The organism is Sphingobium sp. TomMM15 (assembly GCF_055397045.1).
Window position 1 is genome coordinate 1,035,948 of the sequence record NZ_AP027314.1, and the last position, 25,177, is coordinate 1,061,124.

The window sequence follows — 25,177 nt, forward strand, 5'->3', positions numbered from 1 at the left end:
ACAGCTCGAGTGGGACGATGGAACGGATCAAGCGCCTCTTCACGATCAAGACAAAGTTCGAGGCGTTCCTGGTCATCTATGCGCTCGCGCTGGGCGCCACCGAGCGCGGCATCGTCTATCTCCAGCAATATCCCGGTTTCGGCGGACAATTGCTCGCCTTGGCATGCACCGGATCGGTGTTCATGGCAGGCGGGATGATCATCGATGCCGTTGAGATGCGGCGGCGCCTGATCTTCTGAATATTGCCGTCCGCAAAGCGGCGGTTGACCGGCAACGGACAGCCATGCAGGAGCGGCATCATGGCCGCGATTATGCTTCAGGGAACAGGATCCGACGTTGGAAAGTCGGTGCTCGTTGCAGGGTTGTGCCGGGCGCTGGTGCGTCGGGGCTACAGTGTGCGCCCATTCAAGCCGCAGAATATGTCGAACAACGCAGCCGTCACCATCGATGGCGGAGAGATTGGTAGGGCGCAGGCTCTGCAGGCGCTGGCCGCTGGCGTAGAGCCACACAGCGACATGAACCCCGTACTGCTGAAGCCGCAGGCGGATCGTACATCGCAGTTGGTGGTCCATGGGAAGGTTCGCGGCGCGCTGAACGCCGGCAACTTCCGGACGGCTCGTGCCGAACTATTGGACGCGGTGTTGGCAAGCTACGACCGACTACAGCAGCAATGCGATATCGTCGTGGTCGAGGGGGCTGGCTCTCCAGCGGAAATCAACCTGCGGGACGGGGACATCGCGAACATGGGGTTCGCGCGCGCCGCCAACGTGCCGGTCATACTGGTCGGCGACATAGACCGGGGCGGCGTGATCGCGGCGATCGCAGGCACGAAAGCTGTCATCGATCCGGCGGACGCGGCGATGATACGGGGGTTCCTGATCAACAAGTTCCGGGGCGACCCGGCCTTGTTCGAAGACGGTTATCGACAGATCGAGCAATTATCGGGCTGGCGGGGATTTGGCGTGGTGCCATGGCTTACCGCTACCGCACGGTTGCCCAGCGAGGATGCGGTCGTGCTGGAACGGCCGAGCGGCGGGGGTGGCAAGCGCATCGTCATCGCCTGCCCTATCCTGCCCCGCATCGCGAATTTCGACGATCTGGACCCATTCAAGCTGGAACCAGAGGTGACACTTGTGATGGTGCCGCCCGGCCAGCCCATTCCCGCCGAAGCCAGCCTGATCATCCTGCCGGGATCCAAGGCGACGATCGCCGACCTGCGCGCAATGCGAGCCGAAGGTTGGGACATCGACATCCTTTCACATCATCGTCAGGGCAAGCCTATATTGGGAATTTGCGGTGGTTATCAGATGCTTGGGAAGAGCATCTCTGATCCGGATGGAATTGAGGGCGAACCCGGAAGCATCGAGGGACTGGGCCTGCTCGACATCGAAACGCGGCTGACGGGCACTAAGTCGCTGGAAAGAGTGGTGGGCACGGCCTGGGAGCAGAGTTTCCAGGGGTATGAAATGCATCTCGGCTCTACCGAAGGGCCGGACTGCGCGCGTCCCTTCGCTCGATTGGACGATGGGCGGGTCGATGGGGCGATCAGCGTGGATGGCCTTGTGTCCGGCACCTATGTCCATGGCCTGTTTGCCAGCACAGGCGCTCGCGCCGGATTAATGGCCTCGATCGGCGTTCATTCTGAAGGCGTGGATTATTCCGCATCGGTCGATCGGGCGCTGGATGACATTGCAGAACAATTGGAGCGACATGTTGATATCGATGCGATGATCAAGATCGCCACCTGCGGCTGAAGGATCGCGATCGCGCTTAATTAGCGATGGATATGCGGGCTCGCAAAGCCCTTACGTGACCTGAAGTCACGCAAACAGGAACAGCTAAAGCACTCCCACAGGGACGCCTTATAAGTCACTGATTTTCCGTGAAAAGAAAATGGTGCGCCCGGAACGATTCGAACGTCCGACCCTCAGATTCGTAGTCTGATGCTCTATCCAGCTGAGCTACGGGCGCGTTGTGGAGCGGCAGATAGAGGGGGGCGGGAGATTGGGCAACCCCCTTTTTTCAGTTTTTTTACGGCGTCCGCTCAGCGGTTTCGCCAGCGCAACTTTTTGCAGCGCTGGCTCGTTGCGAACAGGGGCAAGGAGGCGAAGCATGGCTTTCACTTTAAACGAGATTTCGCTGCTCGTGATCGCGCTGGTTATTGGATTGGTGATCGGCCTGATGATCAGCGGTCGGGGAAAATATAAGCGGCTGTGGCGTGATGAGAGGTTGGCTCATCATGAAACGATTAAGGAGCGTGATGCGCGGCTCCCCGCTGCTTCTGACCGTAGAGCGGAGGCTGGAGATATTTCCGGCGAACGAAATGACCTGACGCGGATCAGGGGAATTTCGGCGAATGAAGCTGTTGAGTTAAAGGCTGCAGGCTATCACAGCTATGCGCAACTCGGATCGATTGATCGTGAGGAGCAGGCTGCGCTGGAATCAAGGCTGGGGCGAGAGCCGGGGACCATCGAGCGCGAGGAATGGCGCCTGCAGGCGCGGCTGCTCGAAGCGGGCAAGGTGCGCGAGCATGAGCGGCGCTACCTGGAGGCGTAACAAGGTCCGGGTGCCCCTCCGACGGTTGCGGGAGGGGCTGGAGCCTTACTTCTTTGCCAATGCGGCCTGAGCGGCGGCCAAGCGGGCAATCGGTACGCGGTAGGGCGAGGCCGAGACATAATCGAGACCGGTAGCCTCGCAGAAGGCAATGGAGGCCGGATCGCCGCCATGTTCGCCGCAGATGCCGAGTTTGATCCCCGGACGGGTCGCGCGACCGCGTTCGGCGGCCAGTTCGATGAGTTGGCCCACGCCCTCCACATCGATGCTGACGAACGGGTCGCGGGCGAAGATGCCCTTGTCCACATATTGGGTCAGGAACCGGCCCGCATCATCGCGGCTGATGCCGATGGTGGTTTGGGTGAGGTCGTTGGTGCCGAAGGAGAAGAATTCGCCCACCTCGGCAATCTCGCCTGCCTTGAGCGCCGCGCGCGGCAGTTCGATCATGGTGCCGACGAGATACTCCACCGATGCGCCCTGCTCCGCGAACACTTCGCTGGCGACGCGATCGACGATCGCCTTCATCAGCTCCAGCTCCTTTTTGGTGGCGACGAGCGGGATCATGATTTCCGGGATGGGCGCCTCGCCGCTGCGCTGCTTGACGAGCAGCGCCGCCTCGAAGATGGCGCGGGCCTGCATCTCGTAGATTTCGGGGTAAGTGACGCCCAGACGGCAACCACGATGACCGAGCATCGGGTTGAACTCATGCAGTTCGGCGGCGCGGCGCTTGAGCGCATCCACACCCACGCCTGCGGCCTTGGCCACTTCCTCGAACTCTGCTTCGCCATGCGGCAGGAATTCGTGGAGCGGCGGGTCGAGCAGGCGGATGGTGACGGGCAGACCCGCCATGACCATGAAGATTTGCGCGAAGTCGTCGCGCTGCTCGGGGAGCAGCTTGTCGAGGGCGACGCGGCGACCCTTTTCGCTGTCGGCGAGGATCATCTCGCGGACGGCGGTGATACGGGCGGCGTCGAAGAACATATGTTCGGTACGGCAGAGGCCGACGCCCTCCGCGCCGAACTCACGCGCGACCTGGCAGTCCTGCGGGGTTTCGGCGTTGGCGCGGACACGCAAGCGGCGGACCTTGTCGGCCCAGGCCATCAGGACGCCGAAATCGCCCGCCAGTTCGGGCTGCACGGTCGGGACTTCGCCCGCCATCACCTCGCCAGTCGAGCCGTCGATGGTGAGGATGTCGCCTTCCTTGAGGGTGCGGCCTTCGATGCGCAGAGTCTTGGCCGCATTGTCGATCGACAGGCTGCCCGCGCCGGACACGCAGGGACGGCCCATGCCGCGCGCGACCACGGCAGCATGTGACGTCATGCCGCCGCGCGCGGTCAGGATGCCCTTGGCCGCGTGCATGCCGTGAATGTCTTCCGGGCTGGTTTCGACGCGGACGAGGATGACGGAATCGCCCAGCTCATTGCGGCGCTCGGCGGTGTCGGCATCGAACACGATCGCGCCCGAGGCTGCGCCCGGCGAGGCAGGCAGGCCCTTGGTCAGCACATCGCGGGGCGCCTTGGGGTCTAGCGTCGGGTGGAGAAGCTGGTCGAGCGCGGCGGGATCGACGCGGGCGACGGCTTCCTGCTCGGTGATCAGGCCCTCGGTCGCCATATCGACGGCGATCTTGAGCGCGGCCTTGGCGGTGCGCTTGCCCGAGCGGGTCTGGAGCATCCAGAGCTTGCCCTGCTGCACCGTGAACTCGATGTCCTGCATGTCGCGATAATGGGTTTCGAGGATCTGGAACACCCGCGCCAGTTCGGCATAGGTTTCCGGCATCGCCTCTTCCATCGACAGCGGCTTGGCCCCTGCCCGCTCGCGTGCCTGCTTAGTCAGATACTGTGGCGTGCGGATGCCCGCTACCACGTCCTCGCCCTGGGCGTTGATGAGGTATTCGCCATAATAGGCGTTCTCGCCGGTTGCGGGGTCGCGGGTGAAGGCGACGCCGGTGGCCGAGGTGTCGCCCATATTGCCGAACACCATCGCCTGCACGTTGACGGCGGTGCCCCAATCGTGCGGGATCGAGTTCAGGCGGCGATAAACCTTGGCGCGGTCGGCCTGCCAGCTGCCGAACACGGCGCTGATTGCGCCCCACAGCTGGTCGTTTACGTCCTGCGGGAAAGGCTTGTTCCAGAGCTTTGAAACGAGGGCTTTATACTCGGCAACGAGCGCCTTCCAGTCGTCGGCGGTCATCTGCGTATCGAGCGTATAGCCCTGATCTTCCTTGGCGATTTCGAGGGCTTCCTCGAACGCACCGTGATCGAGTTCGAGCACCACGTCGGAATACATCTGGATGAAACGGCGATAGCTGTCCCAAGCGAAACGCTCGTCGCCGCTCGCGGTGGCGAGGCCGACAACGGTTTCGTCATTGAGGCCAAGGTTGAGGACCGTGTCCATCATGCCCGGCATGGAAATGCGCGCCCCGGAGCGGACGGAGACGAGCAGCGGGTCGGCCGCGTCGCCGAACTTCTTGCCCGTCACACCCTCGATATGGGCGATGCCGTTCGCGACTTCCGCCTTCAGGCTATCCGGGAATACGCCGCCATCTTCATAATAGCGGGTGCACATCTCGGTGGTGATGGTGAAACCCGGCGGCACAGGCAGACCAATGGCGGCCATGCCGTCCAGATTGGCGCCCTTGCCACCAAGGAGGTTCTTGTCACCCTTGCCACCATCATCGACGCCGCCGCCGAAACGATAGACATAACGCGTCGCGGTCGTGCTCATGCTGGCCTCTTCCATTGTCAACATAGTCCCGGCTCTCCCTGCACTGATTGCCGTGTATTTGTGCGTTGCAGCAACTTTCCTACAACAGGCGGGGCGATGAACGCACCCGCTTTTACGATGATCCTTTGTTCTTCTCTATCCTCTATCGCCGTGAAGCGTCGGACTTTTCCGAACTATCCTGCAATTTTCGAGAAGTCGGCGACCGCATGCACGGCGTCCCGCACCCGCGCCAGCAGCGCGAGGCGAGCCGACCGCTTGGCCGGATCAGCGTCGTTCACGGTGACCTTGTCGAAGAAGGCGTCGATCGGCGCGCGCAATGTTGCGAGTGCGGCCATCGCGCCTTCGAAGTCCTCCGCCGTGACAGCTGCTGTGGCGCGTGGTTCGGCGGTGTCGAGGGCGGTGATGAGATCGGCTTCGGCTGGTTCGGGGGTGTAGGTCAGTTCGACCTTCTCGGCGGTTTCGACGCCTTCCTTCTTCAGGATGTTTGCGGCGCGCTTGTATCCGGCGAGGAGGTTGGTCCCGTCATCTGTAGCGATGAAGGACTGGAGGGCCTTCACGCGGGCGAGCAGGCGGACGAGGTCATCCTCTCCACCGAGGGCGAATACGGCGTCAATCAGGTCGTGGCGGACGCCTGCTTCCTTTTGCTGGACCTTGAGGCGGTCGGCGGCGAACGAAACAGAGGGAGGAATGACCGATAACACATCCTCCCAGTCGACGAACCATCTGTGCCATCCGGCATAATTCCGGAACATCGAGCCTAGCCGCCGTTCCTGATTGAAGCGATTCTCGGCGTCTTCAGAATTTACGGGCATTTCAGGAAGGGAAGAAAGATATGTCTCCTTTGCCTCCTGATATATTCTGTCCAACGCCTCAAAAGAATTTCGATCCTTTTTGAAGCCCGAATACAGGTAAGAATCCAACGCGACTGTAAGACCCGGGACATCCTCTGCCATCGCCTGAACAAATTGTTCGTGAAAGATGACACCAAGGGCCTCAAAAGTTTGCGACAGAGGTATCCTCAGCTCGTTTTCGAAGATTATCGCCAGCGTGCCTAATGCCTGCCGACGAAGGGCAAACGGATCACGTGAACCTGTCGGTACTTCTTCGATGCTGAAGAAGGCAAACAGGCTGTCCAACTTATCCGCTAACGAGACCGCTACCGTTGCCGGTGCAGTCGGCACGTCATCCCCCTGCCCGACCGGCTTATAATGATCGCGAACGGCATCAGCCACCGCATCGGGCAAACCTTCGGCGCGGGCGTAATAGCCGCCCATGATGCCTTGGAGTTCGGGGAACTCTCCGACCATTTCGGTGACTAGGTCGGCTTTGGCGAGACGGGCGGCTTGTTCGGCTAGGTCTGCGAGTTGTTCTGTCGTTGGGGCTTGCCCACCCCCGGCCCCTCCCGCTTGCGGGAGGGGGGAAGAAGTGACGATGCCTTGTTCTACCAGCCAGCGGGCTAGCTTGGCTACGCGGTCGACCTTGTCCGCGACGGTGCCTAGCTTTTCGTGGAAGGTGATGCGTTCGAGCTTCTTGGCGTGGTCTTCCAGTTTGGTCTTGCGGTCCTGTTCCCAGAAGAAGCGGGCGTCGGAGAGGCGCGCGGCGAGGACCTTGCGGTTGCCTGCGATGATGGCTTCGCCGCCGTCCTTTGCCTCTATATTGGCGGTGCAGATGAAGGCGGGCGCAAGCTTGCCCGCGCCGTCACGCAGCACGAAATATTTCTGATTTATCCGTAGGGTTAGCTGGATTACTTCAGGTGGCACCTCAAGGAAGGCTGGGTCGAAATCGCCGAGCAAGGGCACCGGCCATTCGGTCAGGCCAGCATTCTCCGCGATGAGGCCCTTGTCCTCGATCACGGTGTAGCCCTTCGCGGCGGCGGCTTCGTTCGCCTTTGCCTCGATGATCGACTGGCGTTCCTGATGGCTGACGATCACATGGCAGGCGCGCAGCTTTTCGACATAGTCGTGCGCGCCGCCGATGGTGATTTCGCCGGAGTGGTGGAAGCGGTGGCCGAGCGTGGCGTAGCCGCTGCGCGTGCCTTCGATCTCGATATCGACAAGGTCTTCGCCGAGGATCGCGACGATGCCCTGCAACGGGCGGACCCAGCGGAGGCTTTCGGTTGTCTGCGAGGCTGTGCCCCAGCGCATGGACTTGGGCCAGGGGAACGCGCGGACGACAGCGGGGACGGCTTGCGCCAGCACCTCAGCGGTGGCTCGGCCGGGCTTGTTGACGGTAGCGAACCAGACGCCATCGCGGTCTTCGAGCTGGTCTTGAGTCAGGCCGGTTTTGCGGAGGAAGCCTTCAAGCGCCTGCGCTGGCGCGCTGGTGCGAGGGCCTTTGAATTCCTCGCTGACGGCGGCGGTTTGCAGCGGCAGGTTGCGGGCGATCAGGGCCAGACGGCGAGGCGTGACGAAGCTGTCGAGGCTCTCGGGCTTCAGGCCAGCTTTGGCCAGTTCCTCGGTGAAGAGCCGCGCTAGGTCTTCGGATGCCTTGAGCTGCATCCGTGCCGGGATTTCTTCGCAGCGGAGTTCAAGGAGAAAATCGGTCATGCGATTTTCTCCGCAGCCCCAGCGGAGGCTGGGGCCTCATGCCGGATGATCGAGCGCGTGGGGCATGAGATCCCAGCGTTCGCTAGGATGACGGAATTGAACATCTGCATCACGCGGCCCACCCGTTTACTTCCATCCACTTTTCGCATGAGCCTTTGGCGAGGTCGCGGACGCGGCCGATGTAGCTGGCGCGTTCCTGAACGGAGATGACGCCGCGCGCCTGGAGGAGGTTGAAGACATGGCTTGCTTTGATCGCCTGGTCATAGGCGGCGAGCGGGACGCCTGCTGCCAGCGAAGCTTTGCATTCGGCCTCGGCGTCCTTGAACCAGCGGAACAGCTTTTCGGTGTCGGCGATCTCAAAATTCCACTTCGACATCTGCTGCTCATTGGCGAGGAAGACGTCGCCATAGGTGACGCCTGCGTCGTTGAACTTCAGGTCATACACGCTGTCCACGCCCTGAATATACATGGCGAGGCGTTCGAGGCCGTAGGTTAGCTCGCCCGCGACGGGTTTGCAGTCGAAGCCGCCCATCTGCTGAAAATAGGTGAACTGGGTGACTTCCATGCCGTCGCACCAGACTTCCCAGCCAAGGCCCCAGGCGCCGAGCGTCGGGCTTTCCCAGTCATCCTCAACGAAGCGAATGTCGTGGATCAGCGGATCGATACCGATCTCGACCAGCGACCCCAGATACAGTTCCTGAAGGTTCGCCGGGGACGGCTTCATGATCACCTGATATTGGTAATAATGCTGGAGGCGATTGGGGTTTTCGCCATAGCGACCGTCGGTCGGGCGGCGGCTGGGCTGCACATAGGCGGCATTCCAGGCGTCCGGGCCAAGGCTGCGCAAGGTGGTGGCGGGGTGAAAGGTGCCCGCGCCCACTTCCATGTCATAGGGTTGCAGGATGACGCAGCCCTGCTTTCCCCAATAGGCGTGCAGGGTCAGGATGAGGTCCTGAAAGGAGAGCGGCTTTCCTGTCGCCACGGACGGTCCCTTGCGAAAATGACGGTTTGATCGCGCGCGCCTTGGCGCAGGAGGGCTTTTGGGTCAAGGAAAAGCGGGCTTGAAGGCGGTTAATCCGCTTGCCCAAACGCCGCCTGCCCCGCATGGATATGGCGAAACTCTTCGCAATGGATCGATAGCCGTTATGAAATGGTCGCTTTCGCGCTTGATGGTTGCAGGCTTGCTGCTGCTAAGCGGCTGCACTCAGGAACAGCAGGTCGCCGCTCGGCCGCCAGCGGCAAAGACCGCCTACGTGACGCCCGCCCTGTGGCAGGTGAAGGATGAGGATACGACCATCTACCTGTTCGGCACGGTCCATGTGCTGAAACCTGGGACCGAATGGTTCAGAGGCGGCATCAGGCAGGCATTCGATGCGTCCGACGAACTGGTGCTGGAAATTGTAGAGCCGGAAAATCCTCAGGCGATGGCTGCTTCCATGGCGCATACGGGCCTAGCGCGTGATGGGGTGAAGCTGTCGGATCGTCTGGATGCCGACATGCGGGGCAAATATCAGGCGGCGATGGGGGCGAACGGCTTGCCCTGGCAAATGTTCGAGCCGTTCAATCCCTGGATGGCTGGCATGGCGCTGGCGGTGAAGCCGCTCGAAAAGCTTGGCTATCAAGCGGACCTTGGCGCGGAGAAGACGCTGACGGCAGCGGCGAAGGCTGCGGGCAAGAAGATAGGCGCTCTAGAGACGGTGGAACAGCAACTGGGCTATTTTGCCGGGCTGCCGATGGACAGTCAGGTGAAGTTCCTTAACGCGACCGTTGATGGCCTGCCAGACATGGACAAGGAGTTCTCCAGCCTGATCGCGCATTGGCAGGAGGGCGATCCGGACAAGCTGGCCGCCGAAATGAACGAATCGCTCGAAGCGACGCCGGAACTGGCTCAGGTGCTGCTCATTCAGCGGAACATGAATTGGGCCAAATGGATCAAGGAACGGCTGGCGCGACCCGGAACGGTTTTCATCGCGGTCGGTGCCGGGCATCTGGCGGGCAAGGGTAGCGTACAAGAGCAGTTGAAGGGAATGAACGTCGCATCGGCCAGGGTCGCCGAGTGAACTTGCTGCGATGGCTGGGTCTGTGCGCGCTGCTGATGATCGCGGCGTGCGGGCCGGAGCCGGTTTCTCCTCCGGAGGGCGGCGGGCCTGCCCTGTGGCGAGCGCAGGGGCATGGGGTCGATGGATGGCTGTTCGGGACCATTCATGTGCTGCCCAAGGGGGTCGGCTGGCGAACCGGCAAGATTGAGCAGGCGATGGACGCTTCGGACCAGCTGGTGCTCGAATCCGCAGAAATTCAGGACCAGACGCGAACGAGGGCGCTGTTCGAGAAGATGGGTCGCAGCCCCGACCTCCCCACGCTCGAAGCCCGTGTGCCTGCGGACAAGCGCGATGAGCTTCGGCGGATTGCTGGCGAGGGAGGCGCTAATATGCAGCTTCTGTCCGGATATGAAAGCTGGGCAGCCGCAATGCTGCTTTCGGCGGCAGCGCAGCAATCGCTGCACCTAAACGCCAGCGCGGGTGTCGAGCCGGTGCTGATCGCCGCGTTCCGGGAAGCGGGCAAGCCGATTGGGGGACTGGAGACCGTGGCGCGGCAGTTCGGCGCTTTTGACACCTTGCCCGAAACCTCGCAGCGGCAGCTTCTGATTCAGACTGTGACGGAAGCCAAGGGGATGAAGGCGCTGTATGAGCGCATTCTTCATGCCTGGCTGAAGGGTGATATGGCCGCGATCGCGCGGGAGGATCAGGGTGGAGGACAGCCCGACCCGGAGGTTGAAAAGGCGGTGTTGGTTTCCCGCAACCGGGACTGGAGCGCGGCTATCACGAAGTTGAAGGGGCGCCCCTTCATCGCTGTGGGCACGGGGCATCTTACCGGGCGGCACAATCTCATCAGCTTGATTGAGGCGCGTGGCTACAAGGTGACGCGGGTGCAATAGCGCCGCGCCCTTGCCTTTGCCCGCCTTTCTGCTACAGGGCCGCCTTCCCGTGATGGTCATCCCTGGAGGCGTTGCGGGAAGTTTTGACATATCAGCTTTTGGAGACACGCAATGAGCGAGCAGCTTACGCTGTCGGCAGAGGCACGCGATCGGGCAGGCAAGGGAGCCTCCCGCGCTCTCCGCCGTGAGGGCCGCGTACCCGCCGTCATCTATGGTAACAACGAAGAACCGCAGTCGATCCACGTCGAGGAAAAGCTCCTCAACAAGCTGCTCGGCACCGGCCACTTCTTCAACTCGGTCGTCATGGTCGAGGTTGGCGGCAAGCAGGTTCGTACCCTGCCCAAGGACGTCGCCTTCCATCCCGTGAGCGATCGCCCGCTGCACGCCGACTTCCTGCGCGTTTCGGAACATGCCACCGTCCACGTCAACGTGCCGGTTCGCTTCGACAATGAAGATGCATCGCCCGGCCTGAAGAAGGGCGGCGTGCTCAACATCGTCGCGCATGAGATCGAACTGATCGTCGATGCGGCCGAAATCCCCGACGACGTCGTTGTTGACCTGACGGGTCTCGACGTGGGCGAATCAATCCACATCGGCTCGGTGAAGCTGCCCAAGGGCGCGAAGGCTGCGCATGATGAGAACGACTTCACCGTCGCGACCATCGTTGCTCCTTCCGCCATGAAGAGCGCCGAGGGCGACAACGAAACTCCGGCGGAAGGCGAATAAGCCTTTCACCCCGGCTTACCGATTACCGGTTTGCTCACCCCCGTTCGGGCTGAGCTTGTCGAGGCCCTTTGCTTTTCCTTGAAAGAGAAGAGAGGTCCTTCGGCAGGTTCAGGCGAACGGGGGTTCGCTTTGTTTGGAGACGTGGGATGCAGATCTGGGTCGGGCTGGGCAATCCGGGCACCCAATATGCGATGCACCGGCATAATGTCGGCTTCATGGCGGCCGACGTCATCGCCGACATGCACCGCTTCTCCCCGCCCAAAAAGCAGTTTCAGGGATGGGTGCAGGAAGGTCGCATCGGACCTGAGAAGATCATCCTGCTGAAGCCCGCCACCTTCATGAACGAAAGTGGTCGGTCAGTCGGGGACGCGATGCGTTTCTACAAGCTGGCGCCGGAGGACGTGACGGTCCTTCACGACGAACTCGACCTTGCGCCGATGAAGGTGAAGGTGAAGCGCGGCGGTGGCAACGCCGGGCATAACGGCCTGCGGTCGACCGACGCGCACATCGGGCCGGACTTCCGGCGCGTGCGGATCGGCATTGGGCATCCGGGGCACAAGGACCGAGTGCATGGCTATGTGCTTGGCAATTATCACAAAAGTGAGATGGATGCGCTGGCCGACATGCTGGGCGCGATCGGCGCGGAAGCCGAATGGCTGGCCAAGGGCGACGACGCACGCTTCATGAATGAGGTTGCGCTCAGGCTGGCGGACTGATCCGCAGAAGATGCGCTAATAAGTGAAAGTCCGTTCCGCCGCCCTGTCCGTGCGGTGAAATCAGGGGAATGGATTGCGCAGTGCAGCATTGCCGGGCCATAGAAGACGCCGGCTAAACTTCCCAAAGGGATACAGGTGATACTGACCGTCTCAACAAAGCCTTTCAGTGACCAGAAGCCGGGCACTTCCGGCCTGCGCAAAAAGGTCCGCGTCTTTCAACAGCCGCATTATGCCGCCAACTTCGTGCAGTCGGTGTTCGACAGCCTGACCGGATTTGAAGGACAGACTCTGGTGGTCGGCGGCGACGGGCGGTATCTCAACCGCGAAGTCATCCAGATCGTGCTCAAGATGGCGGCGGCAAATGGCTTTGGCCGGGTGCTGGTTGGGCAAGGCGGCATATTGTCGACCCCTGCGGCATCGCACCTGATCCGATCCTCAGGCGCGTTCGGCGGTCTGGTTCTGTCGGCCAGCCATAATCCCGGAGGCCCGGACGAGGATTTCGGCATCAAATATAATGTGGGCAATGGCGGCCCCGCACCGGAGAAAGTGACGGACGCCATTCACGCCCGCACGCTCACGATCGACAGCTATCGGATAGTCGATGCAGACGACATCGATATCGACACCATCGGCAAGGCCCAGCTTGGCGGAATGACGGTCGAGGTGGTCGACCCGGTTGCCGCTTATGCCGATCTGATGGAGCAATTGTTCGACTTTTCAGCCATTCGGGAGATGATCGCCGAAGGCTTCACCCTCTCCTTTGACGCGATGAGCGCAGTCACCGGCCCTTATGCCACAGAGATTTTCGAGCGGCGTTTGGGCGCGCCATCGGGAACCGTACGCAACGGCACACCCCTGCCCGACTTTGGCCATCACCACCCCGACCCGAACCTCGTCCACGCAAAGGAATTGTATGACCGCATGATGGGTGAAAGCACGCCCGACTTCGGCGCGGCGTCGGACGGGGATGGAGATCGAAACCTGATCATCGGCCGTAACTGCTATGTGACGCCATCGGACTCGCTCGCGGTACTGGCGGCCAACGCGCATCTCGCACCGGGCTATGCAAAAGGCCTCAAGGGCATTGCGCGGTCCATGCCGACCAGCGGCGCTGCCGATCGTGTCGCGGAAAAGCTGGGTATACCGCTTTACGAGACGCCAACCGGATGGAAATTTTTCGGCAATCTGCTGGGCGCGGGCATGGCGACGATCTGCGGCGAGGAAAGCGCGGGCACGGGTTCGGACCATGTCCGGGAAAAGGATGGCATCTGGGCCGTGCTGCTGTGGCTCAACATCCTGGCGGCCCGCAGGCAAAGCGTGACGGAGATCATGCAGGCGCATTGGGCTACTTACGGCCGCAACTATTATGCGCGCCATGACTATGAAGCCATCGCCAAGGACCGCGCCGATGCGCTGATGACGGCGCTGCGGGACAAGCTGTCCACTCTGCCCGGCACATCCAACAGCGGCGGCACGGTGAAGAGCGCAGATGATTTCGCCTATACTGATCCTACCGACCAGTCCGTCAGCCACAATCAGGGTATCCGCATCCTGTTCGAAGATGGATCGCGCATCGTGTTCCGTCTCTCCGGCACCGGCACCGAAGGGGCTACCTTGCGCGTCTATATTGAACGCTATGTGGATCATGACGGCAACCTTGGCATGGAAACCGCCGATGCCCTCGCGCCGCTGGTCCAGGCCGCGCAAGAAATCGCAGATATCGCTGGATTTACCAGCATGGGCCGGCCGAGCGTGATCACCTGACAGACATAAAAACTTATCCGAGGGACATGGGGCGGCAAGAGCGAAAGACTAGGGACGCGCCATGTTTCGTTCCCGCACTATTGCTCGTTCTTTACGCGCATTTTTAGGTGCCTGCACCCTTCTGACCGGCGCTGCTGGGCATGCGGCGACGGCCGAAGATAAGCAGGTCTGGCTCAATCTGACTGCCATGGGGCCGGTTAGCGGCGATCTCATCTATTTCGCCGAGATCCAGCCCCGGTTCGGCAATGGCGCCTCACGGGCCGACCAGGCTCTCCTGCGTGGCGCGATGGGATGGAAGCTGTCGCCAGAACTGTCCGTCTATCAGGGCTATGCGCATATCGTCCTGCCGTCGCAAGGCGGGCGCGATGTTAATGAAGAACGCAGTTTTCAGCAGGTCAGCTGGACGATCGGCAAGCCTTTGGACGGCGAACTATCGTCCCGCACGCGGCTGGAGCAACGCTGGCGTTCTGACGGCAGCGACATGGGATGGCGGCTGCGGGAGATGCTCCGTTATGAAAGGCCGCTGAAGCCCGACAGTCAGGCCATTAACGCTCTGGTCTATGCGGAGGGATTTGCCGCGCTCAACAGCACGGACTGGGGGCAGAGAGCGGGCTTCGACCAGCTACGCAGCTTTGTCGGCGCGGAGGTCAAGCTGATGGGCAAGTCTACGGCCGAGATCGGCTATCTCAACCAGCTGATCAACCAGCGGAGCGGGAACCAGCGCATGAACCATGTCGCATCAATCACCCTCTTCTTCCGCCGCTGAGCACAGGCTGGCCTTCGGACGCGGAACAGGCTATCGGCCCGGCCATCATTTTGACGTGAAGGCAGTTCCATGGGTTTTCGTTGCGGTATCGTCGGGCTTCCCAATGTGGGCAAGTCCACCCTGTTCAATGCGCTGACTGAAACGCAGGCGGCGCAGGCGGCGAATTATCCCTTCTGCACGATCGAGCCCAATGAAGGCCGCGTTGCCGTGCCCGACGACCGGCTTCAGACCATCGCCAAGATTGGCGGCAGCGCGAAGATCATCGAAACGCAGCTGTCCTTCGTCGATATTGCAGGCCTGGTGCGCGGCGCTTCCAAGGGCGAAGGGCTGGGCAACCAGTTCCTCGCCAATATCCGCGAGACGGACGCTATCGTCCACGTGCTGCGCTGTTTCGAGGATGGCGACATCACCCATGTCGAGGGCAAGGTCGACCCCATCGCCGACGCGGAGACGGTCGAGACTGAGTTGATGCTGGCGGACCTGGAATCGCTAGAAAAGCGCGTGCCAAACTTCGCCAAAAAGGCGGCGCAGGGCGACAAGGAAGCTAAGGTGGCCGCATCCGTCTTGGGCAAGGCGCTGGACCTGCTGCGTGACGGCAAGCCCGCGCGGCTGACGCAGCCCGCCGATGACGAGGAGGCCCGCATCTTCCAGCAGGCCCAGTTGCTGACCGCCAAGCCTGTCCTCTATGTCTGCAATGTCGAAGAAGAAGCGGCGGCGGAGGGCAATGCCCATTCCGTTCGTGTGTTCGAGAAGGCTGCGGCCGAGGGGGCAAAGGCGGTCATCGTATCGGCCGCGATCGAAGCCGAACTCATCACCATGCCGGTCGAGGAGCGCGCCGAATATCTAGAAGCTCTGGGCCTGACCGAAGCAGGCCTCGCCCGCATTATCCGCGCGGGTTATGAATTGCTCGGACTCATCACCTTCTTCACCGTTGGTCCGAAGGAAGCACGCGCCTGGACCGTGACCAAGGGGTCGAAGGCGCCCCAGGCGGCGGGCGCGATCCATACGGATTTCGAAAAAGGCTTCATCCGCGCCGAAACCATGGCCTATGCCGACTATGTCCAGTTCAATGGCGAGGCCGGAGCCAAGGAAGCAGGCAAGTGGCGGTCTGAAGGCAAGGATTATGTGACGCAGGACGGCGACATCATGCTGTTCCGCTTCAACGTCTGACGCCGTGACGCTGCGGCCCGGCCAGATTCCGGCCCAGCGCAAGGCCGCCTTTCCACCGAGCGTCGATGAACGCACGACGCTGCTGATCCTTGGCAGCCTTCCGGGCGATGCCTCGATCAAGCAGGGCGAATATTATGCCCACCGCGGCAACGCTTTCTGGTCGCTGATGGGCGATGTGCTGGACGAGGATTTGCGCCCCCTTCCCTACGCTATGCGGCTGAAGCGTTTGCGTGGGCGAGGCGTTGGTTTGTGGGACGTGATCGAGAGCGCAGACCGGGAAGGCAGCCTCGACAGCGCGATCCGTGGCGCGGAACTTCGGGATTTAGGCGCCTTTATCGCGCGCCTGCCTGCGCTGCGGGCGATTGCCTTCAACGGCAAGACGGCGTCTGTGCATGGCCGCCGTCAGATCGGCGCTGACACGGGGCTATCCTTGATCGACCTGCCATCCAGCAGTGGCGCTAACGCCATGCTATCCCGCGACAAGAAGGCAGAGCTGTGGCGGATGCTGCGACAATGGATCGCGCCATCCTAACATTGACGTAAACGTAAGGCCCGCCTAGATCGTCTGCAACATGAAAGGTGCTGGATCATGAGCGAGATTGTCTATTTCGAAGATGTGGAAGTCGGCAGCAAGCTGGAGTTCGGTACAATCACCGTCAGCCGGGACGAGATCATCGCCTTTGCAGCGGAATTTGACGCCCAGCCCTTTCACCTTTCAGACGAAGCTGCGGCAGAAACGCATTTTGGCAGCCTGTCGGCCAGCGGATGGCACACCACTGCGCTGTTCATGAAGATGTTCGTGGCGAAAATGCAGGCTGGCGGACATCAGGATGCAAGCCTGGGTGCCATGGGCATAGATGAACTACGCTGGTTGCGGCCGGTCAGACCGGGTGACACGCTGCGGGGCGCATCAGAGGTTGTGGAAAAGAAAGCCTCGCGCCGCAGGCCGGAGATGGGCATCATCAAAAGCAAGGTGACGATCTTCAACCAGCATGACGAACCAGTCATGACGCTGATGCCGATCACGATGTTTCGCACGCGTCCGAACTGAACGGATCGGCAGCCTATCTGTCGCGCTTTGGCGGCAGCGGCTGGTTCGCGAGAGCATCCGCAGCCATCAGGCGGATCTGGCTGGCTGACGAGTTCGACAGTTGAATGAGGTGCAGCCCCGGCGGCAGATCGAACCAGACGATCTTCGCAATGCCCGAACATGCGGCGCCGTGACCATGGGCGGCAGAGACGACTGCGCTGCGGCCAGTGACAATATCGACCCACGCGGAACCGGACAGGCCTATGCCCACCCGTGCGGGGGCCTTGATCGCCAAGCTGAATAAGCCGCCATAGCTTTTAGGCTGCTGATGCCTCGGCTTCACAGCATATTGGACCTGCGCTGAAGGACGCAAGGTTGCGACGATGGGCTTGCCGAGGATCAGTCGAGGCGCGGAAGCTGCTTCGCCCGCCGCTGCCTCCGTGCCGCTCTGGTTCCAGCTCGTCCATGGTTCAGGGGGAAGCGGCGCATTGCGGCATGGATCAGCGCCCTGCTTTGCGGCAAGGGCGGGCGCGGACAGGCTCAAGGCAGCCAAGCAGGCGATCATGCGCATGGTCATTTCCTCCCGAACAGCTTCTCGATGTCGCCATGACCCAGCTTCACCCAGGTCGGACGGCCGTGGTTGCACTGGCCGCTGCGTGGCGTGATTTCCATCTCCCGCAGCAGCGCGTTCATTTCCGTGACGCTCAGCATACGACCGGCGCGTACCGATCCGTGGCATGCCATCGTCGCAGCGACGAGATCGAGCCGTTCCTTCAACGACAGCGCCTCGTCATAGGCGGCCAGATCATCGGCGAGGTCGGTGACGAGCCCCTGCACGTCGCCCTGCCCCAGCATTGCGGGGACCGCGCGCACGAGCATGGCGGAGGGACCGAACCGCTCCAGTTCGAGGCCGAAGTCGCGTAACTCATCGATGCGCGTTTCGAGGCGGTCGCAGGCGGGCTCGTCCAGTTCGACTACTTCGGGCAGCAGCAGCGCCTGCGCGGCGACGCCCTGCCCCTCCATCGCGCGGCGCATGCGTTCAAGCGTCAGGCGCTCATGGGCGGCGTGCTGATCAACGATCACAAGCCCGTCCTCAGCTTCAGCGACGATATAGGTGCGGGCGACCTGCCCACGCGCCACGCCAAGGGGGAAGCTGGTTCCTTCCGGCGCAGGGGCAGCAGCGGGTTCCGCACGCGCTTGCGGCGGGGGGGCGAAGAAGGAAGGGCGGCGGTCGGCGAATGCGGCGGCGGGGAGCGTGTAAGATGCTGACGCAGCTTCGAAGATGGGGAGCGCATTGATGGGGGTGGGTGACACAGGCTCTGCCCTCCAGGCGGAAAGGCTCGCCGGGTCGGCCTGCTGCACGGATCGGAACCCTTCCGCATCGAGTGCGCGCCGTACGCCCGAAACGATCATGCCCCGGATCATCGCCGGGTCGCGGAAGCGGACCTCGGTTTTTGCCGGATGGACATTGACGTCCACCTCCAGCGGCGGAACGTCGAGGAACAGGGCCACCACGGGATGCCTGTCACGCGCCAACATGTCGGCATAGGCACCGCGCACCGCTCCTATCAACAGGCGATCCCGAACCGGGCGGCCGTTCACGAAGAGGAACTGATGGTCACCCACGCCCCGATTATAGGTTGGCAGCGAGGCAACGCCTGACAAGCGGACGCCTTCGCGTTCAAGCGAGACTATCACATGATTCTCGGCAAGCGCACGGTCGGTGAGCGCGGCCACCCGATCCTCCCCCGCTTCTACTGCCTGCACGGCGACGGCTCGGCGGCCGTCATGCTCCATGGTGAAGGCAACAGACGGATGGGCCATCGCCAGGCGGCGGACGATGTCGAGGCAGGCGGCATATTCCGCCTTGGCTGACCGGAGGAATTTGCGGCGGGCGGGCACCCGCGCGAAAAGCTGCTCGACGGTCACGCGGGTGCCCGGCGGCAGGGCAGCGGGTCCTTCCGACAGCAGCGCGCCATTATCGACAGTGCGGTTCCAGCCATCCTGCCCCTTGGGGCGACTGTCGATGGAAAGCCGGGCGACACTGGCGATGGATGGCAGTGCTTCCCCACGAAAGCCTAAGGTCGATACATTTTCGATCGCATCGTCTGGCAATTTTGAGGTCGCATGCCGCTCCAGCGCCAGTGCGATCTCGTCAGGCGCCATGCCGCAGCCATCGTCGATGACCTCGATACGGTCGAGCCCACCGCCGCCTAACCTTATGAAAATGCGGCTTGCCCCGGCATCCAGAGCATTTTCAACGATTTCCTTGAGCGCGCTGGCGGGTCTTTCGACCACTTCACCGGCAGCGATACGGTTGACCAGATGTTCGGGCAGGCGGCGTATTGACATTGATTAGTGACTAGCCCAAGCGAGCGCTTTCCGCGAGCCGTTGCCCCCGAAAATTTTGCCTCATCACACGGAATGGTGACAGGGGCGGCGGAACGTGGCAGGGACCTCCGAACGCCCCGGTTCGCGTCGCCGGGACGGGCGGGCTGAACAGGAACAAGCATGTCGATCTTTTCGCGACTTTTCAAACTCTCCTCCCAGGATATGGCTATCGATCTCGGCACGGCGAACACCGTCGTCTATGTGCGGGGCCGCGGGATTGTACTGAATGAGCCATCGGTCGTGGCGGTGGAGACACTGAACGGCGTGAAACGGGTCAAGGCCGTGGGCGACGATGCCAAATTGATGATGGGCAAGACGCCTGATTCGATCGAGGCGATCCGACCGCTGCGTGATGGTGTGATCGCCGACATCGATGTCGCCGAACAGATGATCAAGCACTTCATCACGAAGGTGCATGGCGGCAAGTCACGCCCCTGGCGCTTCCCTGAGATCGTGATCTGCGTGCCGTCAGGCTCCACCAGCGTCGAACGCCGCGCGATTCGCGATGCGGCGAGCAACGCGGGCGCGTCGCAGGTTTTCCTGATCGAGGAACCGATGGCCGCGGCGATCGGCGCCGACATGCCGGTGACCGAGCCGATCGGTTCGATGGTCGTGGATATCGGCGGCGGCACCACCGAAGTCGCGGTGCTTTCGCTTCGCGGCCTTGCCTATACCACCTCGGTACGCGTCGGCGGTGACAAGATGGACGAAGCCATCGTTTCGTTCGTGCGCCGTCACCACAATCTGCTGATCGGTGAAGCGACCGCCGAACGCATCAAGAAGCAGTTCGGCGTCGCCCAGCCCCCTGAAGACGGCGTGGGCGAAACCATCCACATCAAGGGTCGCGACCTGGTGAACGGGGTTCCCAAGGAAATCTCGATCAACCAGGGGCAGATCGCCGACGCGCTGGCGGAACCGATCAGCACCATCGTTGAGGGTGTCCGGATCGCTCTGGAAAATACTGCGCCGGAACTGGCGGCGGACATTGTCGATCAGGGGATCGTTCTGACTGGCGGCGGCGCGCTGCTGAAGGGCCTGGACGATGAATTGCGCGACGAGACTGGCCTGCCCGTCACGATCGCCGAAGATCCGCTGACCTGTGTTGCCATCGGCACCGGCCGCGCGATGGAGGACCCGATCTTCCGAGGCGTGCTGCAGACCGCTTAAGGTCAGGGGGACCACTGCATGGCGCGGCCATCCAGCCGACGTCCCGGCCATAACCGCAAGGCGCAGTACAGCCTGTTTGCCAGCTATGTTGTGGCGGTGACGGGTGCGGCTGCTGGCTTGCTGCTGATCGCCGTGGCAATTTTCGATCCCACAGGATTCGCGGCGATCCGTATGGTTACGGCGGAAATCTCCCGCCCCGCGTCGCTCGGCCTGCGCAACATGGTGAGCGGGGCAAGTTCGCTCGACGATGTGCTGACCGCCTATTGGCGCGCCGGATCACAGAATATCGCCTTGCGCCATCAAGTGGATGCGGATCGCAATCGCATCATCGAGGCGAAGGCGATCGCGCAGGAAAATCTGCGCCTCAAGAGGCTGTTGAAGCTGGTCGATGAAGATCAGAGCGATCTGCTCACGGCGCGGCTGATATCCTCCTCTTCCTCCAGCGCCCGCCGTTTCGCCCGCCTGAACGCCGGCCGGTGGCAAGGCGTCCGCCCCGGCATGCCCGTGCGCGCATCCGAGGGCCTGGTGGGCCGCATCCACAGCGTGACGCCCAACACGGCTGATGTGTTGCTGCTGACCGACAGCAGCAACATCGTGCCGGTTCGCCGCGCTACGGACAGCGTGGCAGCCATCTCAACCGGGCTGGGAGATGGAACCGTCGAAATCCGTTCGCTGGCGGCCGGCCGAAATCCGTTCAGCCCGGGCGACATCCTCGTCACATCGGGTGTCGGAGGCATATATCAACCCAATATTCCGGTTGCGGTTGTCGTGCGCATAGCGGGCGAGATCGCCTACGGTGTGCCGCTCGCCAATCCGGCGAAGGTAGATGCGGTGGTAGTCGAACGCTCTTTTGAAGAGGTCGTGACGCGCGGTAGCCCCACTATGCCTGAAGCGGCACCAGCAGAAGCGGCGGCGAACGCCAGCGCGCCATGATCGACCCACACCTCCAGCATGTTCCCAAGCTGGGCCGCACCCCGTCCAATTTTCGGCTGACAGGGACGCCGGTCATCACGGTCATGCTCGGATCGTCCATCACGGTCCTGCCGGTTATCGCACAAGCGCCGGTCATGCCGCCCTTCGGCCTGCTGCTGCTGCTATCATGGCGGTTGCTGCGGCCGGAATTGTGGCGCGTCTGGATCGGCGTTCCACTCGGCCTGTTCGACGACATCATGAGCGGGCAGCCGATCGGATCGGCGATGTTCCTGTGGACCATGATGTTGATCGGCATCGACGCGGTTGAACATCGCATGGTGTGGCGCAGCTATCGGCAGGACTGGCTAATCGCGGCCGCAGCCATTATCTTCTGCATCGCCGGTGGCCTGTTCTTTGCTCGGATTACCGGCGGAGGAAACATCAAGCTGGAACTGGTCGCCCCACAAATGCTCTGGACGATCCTGCTCTTCCCCTTCGTGGTGCGGCAATGCGCCCGGATCGATCGCTGGCGCGTGATGGCATGAAGCTGCCCAAGCTCAAGCGTAAGACCGTTAACGAAGCATCCTTGTCCTTCACCTTCACCCGACGGGCAATGGTGGTAGGCGGGCTGCAGGCAGGAATGGGCGCCATGCTGATCGGCCGCATGGGCTGGATCAGCGTCGCGGAAAACGAGAAATATAATCTCCTCTCTGAAAGTAATCGGGTTAACCTGACTCTGATTCCGCCGCGTCGTGGCTGGATATTGGACCGGAACGGCCGTGCGCTGGCCAATAACCGGACGGACTTTCGCGTCGATCTGATCCCCGAACGCGTGACCGATCCGGAAGGCACGATCCGCAGCCTGACGCAGCTTCTCTCGCTACCACCTGATGAGGTGGAGCGCATCCGGACGGAACTGGAAAAGGCACCCGGCTTCCGCCCCGTGCAGGTGGCCGAGAAACTCACCTATGATCAGTTCGCGGCGGTCAGCGTTCGTCTGCCCGACCTGCCGGGCGTCGCGCCCAGCCAGGGCTTTTCGCGCTACTATCCCGCAGGTGCGACCGTGGGCCATCTGCTGGGCTATGTAGGTGCGGCATCGGCCAAGGATTTTGAGGAACGCAGGGACCCGCTGTTGATCACGCCCGGCTTCAAGGTAGGTAAGGACGGGCTCGAAAAATCGTTCGACAGGGAACTGACGGGGAAGCCCGGCGCGAAACGGGTCGAAGTCACGGCGCGCGGAAAGATCGTGCGGGAATTGACCACCCGACCCGACGCACCCGGTCAATCCATTAAATTGACGATCGATGCGGGGTTGCAGGAATATGCCGGACGGCGGCTCGCCACGCAGAGTGGGTCGGTCGTCGTCATCGATTGCCGGAATGGTGACGTGCTGGCCATGGCTTCCATGCCCAGTTTCGATCCCAACAGCTTTTCCGACGGGATCAGCCATCTGGAATGGCAAATGCTGTCCAGCGACGATCATGTTCCTCTTCGCAACAAGACGTTGCAAGGCCTGTATCCGCCCGGATCAACGGTGAAGCCGATGGTCGCGCTCGCCCTTCTGGAAGCGGGCATCTCGCCTGCCGACCGTGTGAACTGCCCCGGAGCGATCAGAGTGGGGAACACATTGTTCCATTGCCACAAAAAGCGCGGGCATGGGGCGCTCGACATGCGCGGCGCCATTGCGCAGAGCTGCGACATATATTTCTACCAGATGGCCCAGCGGATCGGGATGGACCGCATTGCCAGCATGGCGCATCGTGTCGGCATGGGTCAGAAATTTTCCCTGCCCTTCCCCAGCCAAAGCTATGGCACAGTGCCCGACCCGGCATGGAAGCTAAAGAAATATGGGCAAAAGTGGCAGGTCTATGACACCGTGAATGCCACGATCGGTCAGGGCTATATGCTCATCAATCCTCTCCAGATGGCGGTCATGGCGGCACGTCTGGCTACCGGCCGTCAGTTGATGCCCAATTTCATCCATGGCGCTCAGAGGCCGGAACCGGCCCCCGTCGGCGTTGCGGAGCAACATCTTGTCACTATCAGGGATGCCATGAGCGCCGTCGTCAATGGTGGCGGCACCGGCGGCGCGGCGCGGATGAGCATTCCCGGCGTCCTCATGGCAGGAAAGACCGGTACGGCACAGGTCCGGCGCATCACCATGTCAGAGCGCGCAGGCGGCGTGCGCGGCAACGCCTCCCTGCCCTTTAAGCTACGCGATCACGCCCTGTTCCAGGGCTTCGCGCCGTTCGACAATCCCCGCTACGCGATAGCATGCATCATCGAACATGGCGGCCATACCAACAGAGTGGAAGACGCGCCGATGATCGCCAGCGACACCATGTCTTTCCTTTTTGATCAGGCGAAGGCGATAGAAAAGCTGGAGACGCTGGAAAAAGGCTGGGGCGGTCCACCCGCCGAGCGGATGGCCCGCCAGATGGCCGCGTTCCGCCTCGCCAAGGCGATCGAAAAGGGCGAGGCACCGCCAGAGGCCGCCAATGCCGCCCAGGCAACAAATTCCGTCAACGCGGCCGCCCCGGCGTCGCCATCGCCCGCGGCGGAAGATGATGCTCCGCCGCCGCCCGGCCCCGACACGGTGGCCGACTGATGGGCATTATCCCTCAACCGCTGACGGAATTTCCCTGGCGCGTACTCGCGATCCTGATCGCCATCGCAGGGTTCGGCACGCTCGTGCTCTACAGCGCGGCGAGCGGCAGCATCACGCCGTGGGCGATCAACCAGGGCGTGCGGTTCATTATCTTTTCGGTGATGGCCTTCACCATAAGCCGGGTGCCGCTGGAGCTTTTCGCGCGCTTCGCCTTTCCGGCCTACGGCGCCATTCTGATCTCGCTGGTGCTTGTCGAACTGATCGGCGGCGTTGCGGGCGGCAGTCAGCGGTGGATCAACCTTGGCTTCATGCAATTGCAGCCATCGGAATTCATGAAGCCGATGATCGTGCTGGCAGTCGCGCGTTTTTATGCTTTGCTTCCGGTAGGCGAAATCCGCCGTTGGACAGCGATATGGCCCGCACTCGTCCTCATCGGTGTGCCATGGGCGTTGGTTCTGGTACAACCAGACCTAGGGACAGCGACGATGATCGCGGCGGGCGGCGTGACGGTCATGTTCCTGGCCGGATTGCCGCTGCGCCTGTTCGTGGGATCAGGCCTCGTCATGGCGGCGATCATCCCGATCGCCTTTAGCTTCCTGCACGACTATCAGCAAAAGCGCGTGCTCATCTTCATGGATCCGGAAAGCGATCCGCTGGGTGCAGGCTACCATATCAGCCAGTCGAAGATCGCGATCGGGTCGGGCGGCATCTGGGGCAAGGGCTTCCTGAAGGGGACTCAGAGCCACCTCGACTATCTTCCCGAGGGGCATACCGACTTCGTCTTCGCCACCATGGCGGAGGAATGGGGTCTCGTCGGCGGCATATTCCTGATCGGCGCTTTTCTACTGCTCTTCCGGTGGGGCATCGGCGTATCGCTGCGCGCGCAGGACAAATATGCGCGGCTGGTCGCGGCGGGCCTGACCACGACGATCTTTTTCTATGTCGCGATCAACCTCATGATGGTGATGGGCTTGGCACCTGTCGTTGGCATTCCCCTGCCTTTCATGTCCTATGGCGGGTCGTCGATGTTGACCGTCATGCTGTGCATCGGGATCATCATGGCCATTGACCGCTCCAGCCGACGGGGCGGGAGACGGCCCGGAAATTGGGGCTGAAAGCAGCCGCTACCCAAAATTTTGGCGATTATGCACTTTACAAACCAACCGAGG

The 25,177-nt window shown here is 62.0% G+C and carries 22 protein-coding genes and 1 tRNA gene; 17 read left to right on the plus strand and 6 right to left on the minus strand.

Going from position 1 to position 25,177, the window contains the following annotated elements; genetic code table 11:
• The first annotated feature begins 17 nt into the window (after window positions 1-17).
• Window positions 18-239 carry a hypothetical protein gene (locus ACZ51H_RS05230; protein ID WP_449472509.1) on the plus strand — a complete coding sequence of 74 codons (222 nt, stop codon included), beginning with the start codon at window positions 18-20 and terminating at the stop codon, window positions 237-239.
• A gap of 60 nt (window positions 240-299) precedes the next feature.
• Entirely contained in the window at window positions 300-1,754 is a 1,455-nt protein-coding gene (locus ACZ51H_RS05235) for a cobyric acid synthase (protein ID WP_464802664.1), read from the plus strand.
• Window positions 1,755-1,894: 140 nt separating this feature from the next.
• Here the strand turns inward: ACZ51H_RS05235 and ACZ51H_RS05240 are convergent.
• Window positions 1,895-1,971: transfer RNA gene (locus ACZ51H_RS05240), tRNA-Arg, on the minus strand.
• 141 nt (window positions 1,972-2,112) lie between these two features.
• Here ACZ51H_RS05240 and ACZ51H_RS05245 point away from each other — a divergent pair.
• Complete coding sequence (locus ACZ51H_RS05245; RefSeq protein WP_464802849.1) at window positions 2,113-2,556, plus strand: hypothetical protein; 444 nt, start codon at window positions 2,113-2,115, stop codon at window positions 2,554-2,556.
• A 45-nt stretch (window positions 2,557-2,601) separates the two neighbouring features.
• Here the strand turns inward: ACZ51H_RS05245 and ppdK are convergent, their stop codons facing one another.
• The 3 genes from ppdK to ACZ51H_RS05260 form a co-directional block, all read right to left on the minus strand.
• Entirely contained in the window at window positions 2,602-5,301 is a 2,700-nt protein-coding gene (gene ppdK, locus ACZ51H_RS05250; protein WP_464802665.1) for a pyruvate, phosphate dikinase, read from the minus strand.
• A gap of 149 nt (window positions 5,302-5,450) precedes the next feature.
• Window positions 5,451-7,823, minus strand: coding sequence for a glycine--tRNA ligase subunit beta (gene glyS, locus ACZ51H_RS05255; protein ID WP_464802666.1), 2,373 nt, complete (start codon window positions 7,821-7,823; stop codon window positions 5,451-5,453).
• A gap of 109 nt (window positions 7,824-7,932) precedes the next feature.
• Window positions 7,933-8,805 carry a glycine--tRNA ligase subunit alpha gene (locus ACZ51H_RS05260; protein WP_460985904.1) on the minus strand — a complete coding sequence of 291 codons (873 nt, stop codon included), beginning with the start codon at window positions 8,803-8,805 and terminating at the stop codon, window positions 7,933-7,935.
• A 163-nt stretch (window positions 8,806-8,968) separates the two neighbouring features.
• On the opposite strand from ACZ51H_RS05260, the gene ACZ51H_RS05265 reads away from it, so the two are divergent.
• From ACZ51H_RS05265 to ACZ51H_RS05305, 9 genes are all read left to right on the plus strand, one after another.
• Window positions 8,969-9,883 carry a TraB/GumN family protein gene (locus ACZ51H_RS05265; RefSeq protein ID WP_464802850.1) on the plus strand — a complete coding sequence of 305 codons (915 nt, stop codon included), beginning with the start codon at window positions 8,969-8,971 and terminating at the stop codon, window positions 9,881-9,883.
• Between the two features lie 35 nt (window positions 9,884-9,918).
• A complete protein-coding gene (locus tag ACZ51H_RS05270; protein ID WP_464802851.1) occupies window positions 9,919-10,758 on the plus strand; it encodes a TraB/GumN family protein in 840 nt (279 codons plus the stop codon).
• Between the two features lie 111 nt (window positions 10,759-10,869).
• The gene (locus ACZ51H_RS05275) at window positions 10,870-11,484 is read left to right on the plus strand and encodes a 50S ribosomal protein L25/general stress protein Ctc (RefSeq protein WP_464794884.1); all 615 of its coding nucleotides are present in this window, start codon (window positions 10,870-10,872) and stop codon (window positions 11,482-11,484) included.
• Between the two features lie 146 nt (window positions 11,485-11,630).
• Window positions 11,631-12,200, plus strand: coding sequence for an aminoacyl-tRNA hydrolase (gene pth, locus ACZ51H_RS05280; RefSeq protein ID WP_464802667.1), 570 nt, complete (start codon window positions 11,631-11,633; stop codon window positions 12,198-12,200).
• Window positions 12,201-12,335: 135 nt separating this feature from the next.
• Entirely contained in the window at window positions 12,336-13,964 is a 1,629-nt protein-coding gene (locus ACZ51H_RS05285) for an alpha-D-glucose phosphate-specific phosphoglucomutase (RefSeq protein WP_464802668.1), read from the plus strand.
• 61 nt (window positions 13,965-14,025) lie between these two features.
• Window positions 14,026-14,730, plus strand: coding sequence for a DUF2490 domain-containing protein (locus ACZ51H_RS05290; RefSeq protein WP_464802669.1), 705 nt, complete (start codon window positions 14,026-14,028; stop codon window positions 14,728-14,730).
• A 69-nt stretch (window positions 14,731-14,799) separates the two neighbouring features.
• Entirely contained in the window at window positions 14,800-15,900 is a 1,101-nt protein-coding gene (gene ychF / locus ACZ51H_RS05295; protein WP_464802670.1) for a redox-regulated ATPase YchF, read from the plus strand.
• 4 nt (window positions 15,901-15,904) lie between these two features.
• Window positions 15,905-16,432, plus strand: a complete 528-nt coding sequence (locus ACZ51H_RS05300; protein WP_464802671.1) for a DNA-deoxyinosine glycosylase — start codon at window positions 15,905-15,907, stop codon at window positions 16,430-16,432.
• 57 nt (window positions 16,433-16,489) lie between these two features.
• The gene (locus tag ACZ51H_RS05305; protein WP_464802672.1) at window positions 16,490-16,951 is read left to right on the plus strand and encodes a MaoC family dehydratase; all 462 of its coding nucleotides are present in this window, start codon (window positions 16,490-16,492) and stop codon (window positions 16,949-16,951) included.
• Window positions 16,952-16,964: 13 nt separating this feature from the next.
• On the opposite strand, the gene ACZ51H_RS05310 is transcribed toward ACZ51H_RS05305, so the two are convergent.
• On the minus strand, window positions 16,965-17,507 hold the full coding sequence (locus ACZ51H_RS05310) for a hypothetical protein (RefSeq protein WP_464802673.1): 543 nt from the start codon (window positions 17,505-17,507) through the stop codon (window positions 16,965-16,967).
• Window positions 17,504-19,282: a DNA mismatch repair endonuclease MutL gene (mutL, locus tag ACZ51H_RS05315; RefSeq protein WP_464802674.1), complete on the minus strand. Its 1,779-nt coding sequence runs from the start codon at window positions 19,280-19,282 to the stop codon at window positions 17,504-17,506. Before mutL ends, ACZ51H_RS05310 begins: the two co-directional genes overlap by 4 nt.
• 159 nt (window positions 19,283-19,441) lie before the next feature.
• Here mutL and ACZ51H_RS05320 point away from each other — a divergent pair, with 159 nt between their 5' ends.
• From ACZ51H_RS05320 to rodA, 5 genes are read left to right on the plus strand one after another with little or no spacing between them, the layout of a single operon-like run.
• On the plus strand, window positions 19,442-20,488 hold the full coding sequence (locus ACZ51H_RS05320; RefSeq protein ID WP_007685698.1) for a rod shape-determining protein: 1,047 nt from the start codon (window positions 19,442-19,444) through the stop codon (window positions 20,486-20,488).
• 18 nt (window positions 20,489-20,506) lie between these two features.
• Window positions 20,507-21,421 carry a rod shape-determining protein MreC gene (gene mreC, locus ACZ51H_RS05325; protein WP_449472535.1) on the plus strand — a complete coding sequence of 305 codons (915 nt, stop codon included), beginning with the start codon at window positions 20,507-20,509 and terminating at the stop codon, window positions 21,419-21,421.
• Entirely contained in the window at window positions 21,418-21,945 is a 528-nt protein-coding gene (mreD, locus tag ACZ51H_RS05330; RefSeq protein WP_196225982.1) for a rod shape-determining protein MreD, read from the plus strand. Before mreC ends, mreD begins: the two co-directional genes overlap by 4 nt.
• Window positions 21,942-24,008: a penicillin-binding protein 2 gene (gene mrdA / locus ACZ51H_RS05335; RefSeq protein WP_464802675.1), complete on the plus strand. Its 2,067-nt coding sequence runs from the start codon at window positions 21,942-21,944 to the stop codon at window positions 24,006-24,008. Before mreD ends, mrdA begins: the two co-directional genes overlap by 4 nt.
• Window positions 24,008-25,123: a rod shape-determining protein RodA gene (gene rodA / locus ACZ51H_RS05340; protein WP_464802676.1), complete on the plus strand. Its 1,116-nt coding sequence runs from the start codon at window positions 24,008-24,010 to the stop codon at window positions 25,121-25,123. The genes mrdA and rodA overlap by 1 nt, the downstream gene beginning before the upstream one ends.
• The last annotated feature ends 54 nt before the right edge of the window (window positions 25,124-25,177 follow it).

What these genes read in the sequence shown, in the direction of transcription:
- mutL (WP_464802674.1), bottom strand. Translation starts at nt 19,282, where the DNA reads ATGTCAATACGCCGCCTGCCCGAACATCTGGTCAACCGTATCGCTGCC.
- ACZ51H_RS05265 (WP_464802850.1), top strand. Translation starts at nt 8,969, where the DNA reads ATGAAATGGTCGCTTTCGCGCTTGATGGTTGCAGGCTTGCTGCTGCTA.
- ACZ51H_RS05290 (WP_464802669.1), top strand. Translation starts at nt 14,026, where the DNA reads ATGTTTCGTTCCCGCACTATTGCTCGTTCTTTACGCGCATTTTTAGGT.
- pth (WP_464802667.1), top strand. Translation starts at nt 11,631, where the DNA reads ATGCAGATCTGGGTCGGGCTGGGCAATCCGGGCACCCAATATGCGATG.
- mreC (WP_449472535.1), top strand. Translation starts at nt 20,507, where the DNA reads ATGGCGCGGCCATCCAGCCGACGTCCCGGCCATAACCGCAAGGCGCAG.
- ACZ51H_RS05310 (WP_464802673.1), bottom strand. Translation starts at nt 17,507, where the DNA reads ATGACCATGCGCATGATCGCCTGCTTGGCTGCCTTGAGCCTGTCCGCG.
- ychF (WP_464802670.1), top strand. Translation starts at nt 14,800, where the DNA reads ATGGGTTTTCGTTGCGGTATCGTCGGGCTTCCCAATGTGGGCAAGTCC.
- ACZ51H_RS05305 (WP_464802672.1), top strand. Translation starts at nt 16,490, where the DNA reads ATGAGCGAGATTGTCTATTTCGAAGATGTGGAAGTCGGCAGCAAGCTG.
- mrdA (WP_464802675.1), top strand. Translation starts at nt 21,942, where the DNA reads ATGAAGCTGCCCAAGCTCAAGCGTAAGACCGTTAACGAAGCATCCTTG.
- glyS (WP_464802666.1), bottom strand. Translation starts at nt 7,823, where the DNA reads ATGACCGATTTTCTCCTTGAACTCCGCTGCGAAGAAATCCCGGCACGG.
- ACZ51H_RS05270 (WP_464802851.1), top strand. Translation starts at nt 9,919, where the DNA reads ATGATCGCGGCGTGCGGGCCGGAGCCGGTTTCTCCTCCGGAGGGCGGC.
- ACZ51H_RS05245 (WP_464802849.1), top strand. Translation starts at nt 2,113, where the DNA reads ATGGCTTTCACTTTAAACGAGATTTCGCTGCTCGTGATCGCGCTGGTT.
- ACZ51H_RS05235 (WP_464802664.1), top strand. Translation starts at nt 300, where the DNA reads ATGGCCGCGATTATGCTTCAGGGAACAGGATCCGACGTTGGAAAGTCG.
- ACZ51H_RS05275 (WP_464794884.1), top strand. Translation starts at nt 10,870, where the DNA reads ATGAGCGAGCAGCTTACGCTGTCGGCAGAGGCACGCGATCGGGCAGGC.
- ACZ51H_RS05230 (WP_449472509.1), top strand. Translation starts at nt 18, where the DNA reads ATGGAACGGATCAAGCGCCTCTTCACGATCAAGACAAAGTTCGAGGCG.
- ACZ51H_RS05320 (WP_007685698.1), top strand. Translation starts at nt 19,442, where the DNA reads ATGTCGATCTTTTCGCGACTTTTCAAACTCTCCTCCCAGGATATGGCT.
- rodA (WP_464802676.1), top strand. Translation starts at nt 24,008, where the DNA reads ATGGGCATTATCCCTCAACCGCTGACGGAATTTCCCTGGCGCGTACTC.
- ppdK (WP_464802665.1), bottom strand. Translation starts at nt 5,301, where the DNA reads ATGTTGACAATGGAAGAGGCCAGCATGAGCACGACCGCGACGCGTTAT.
- mreD (WP_196225982.1), top strand. Translation starts at nt 21,418, where the DNA reads ATGATCGACCCACACCTCCAGCATGTTCCCAAGCTGGGCCGCACCCCG.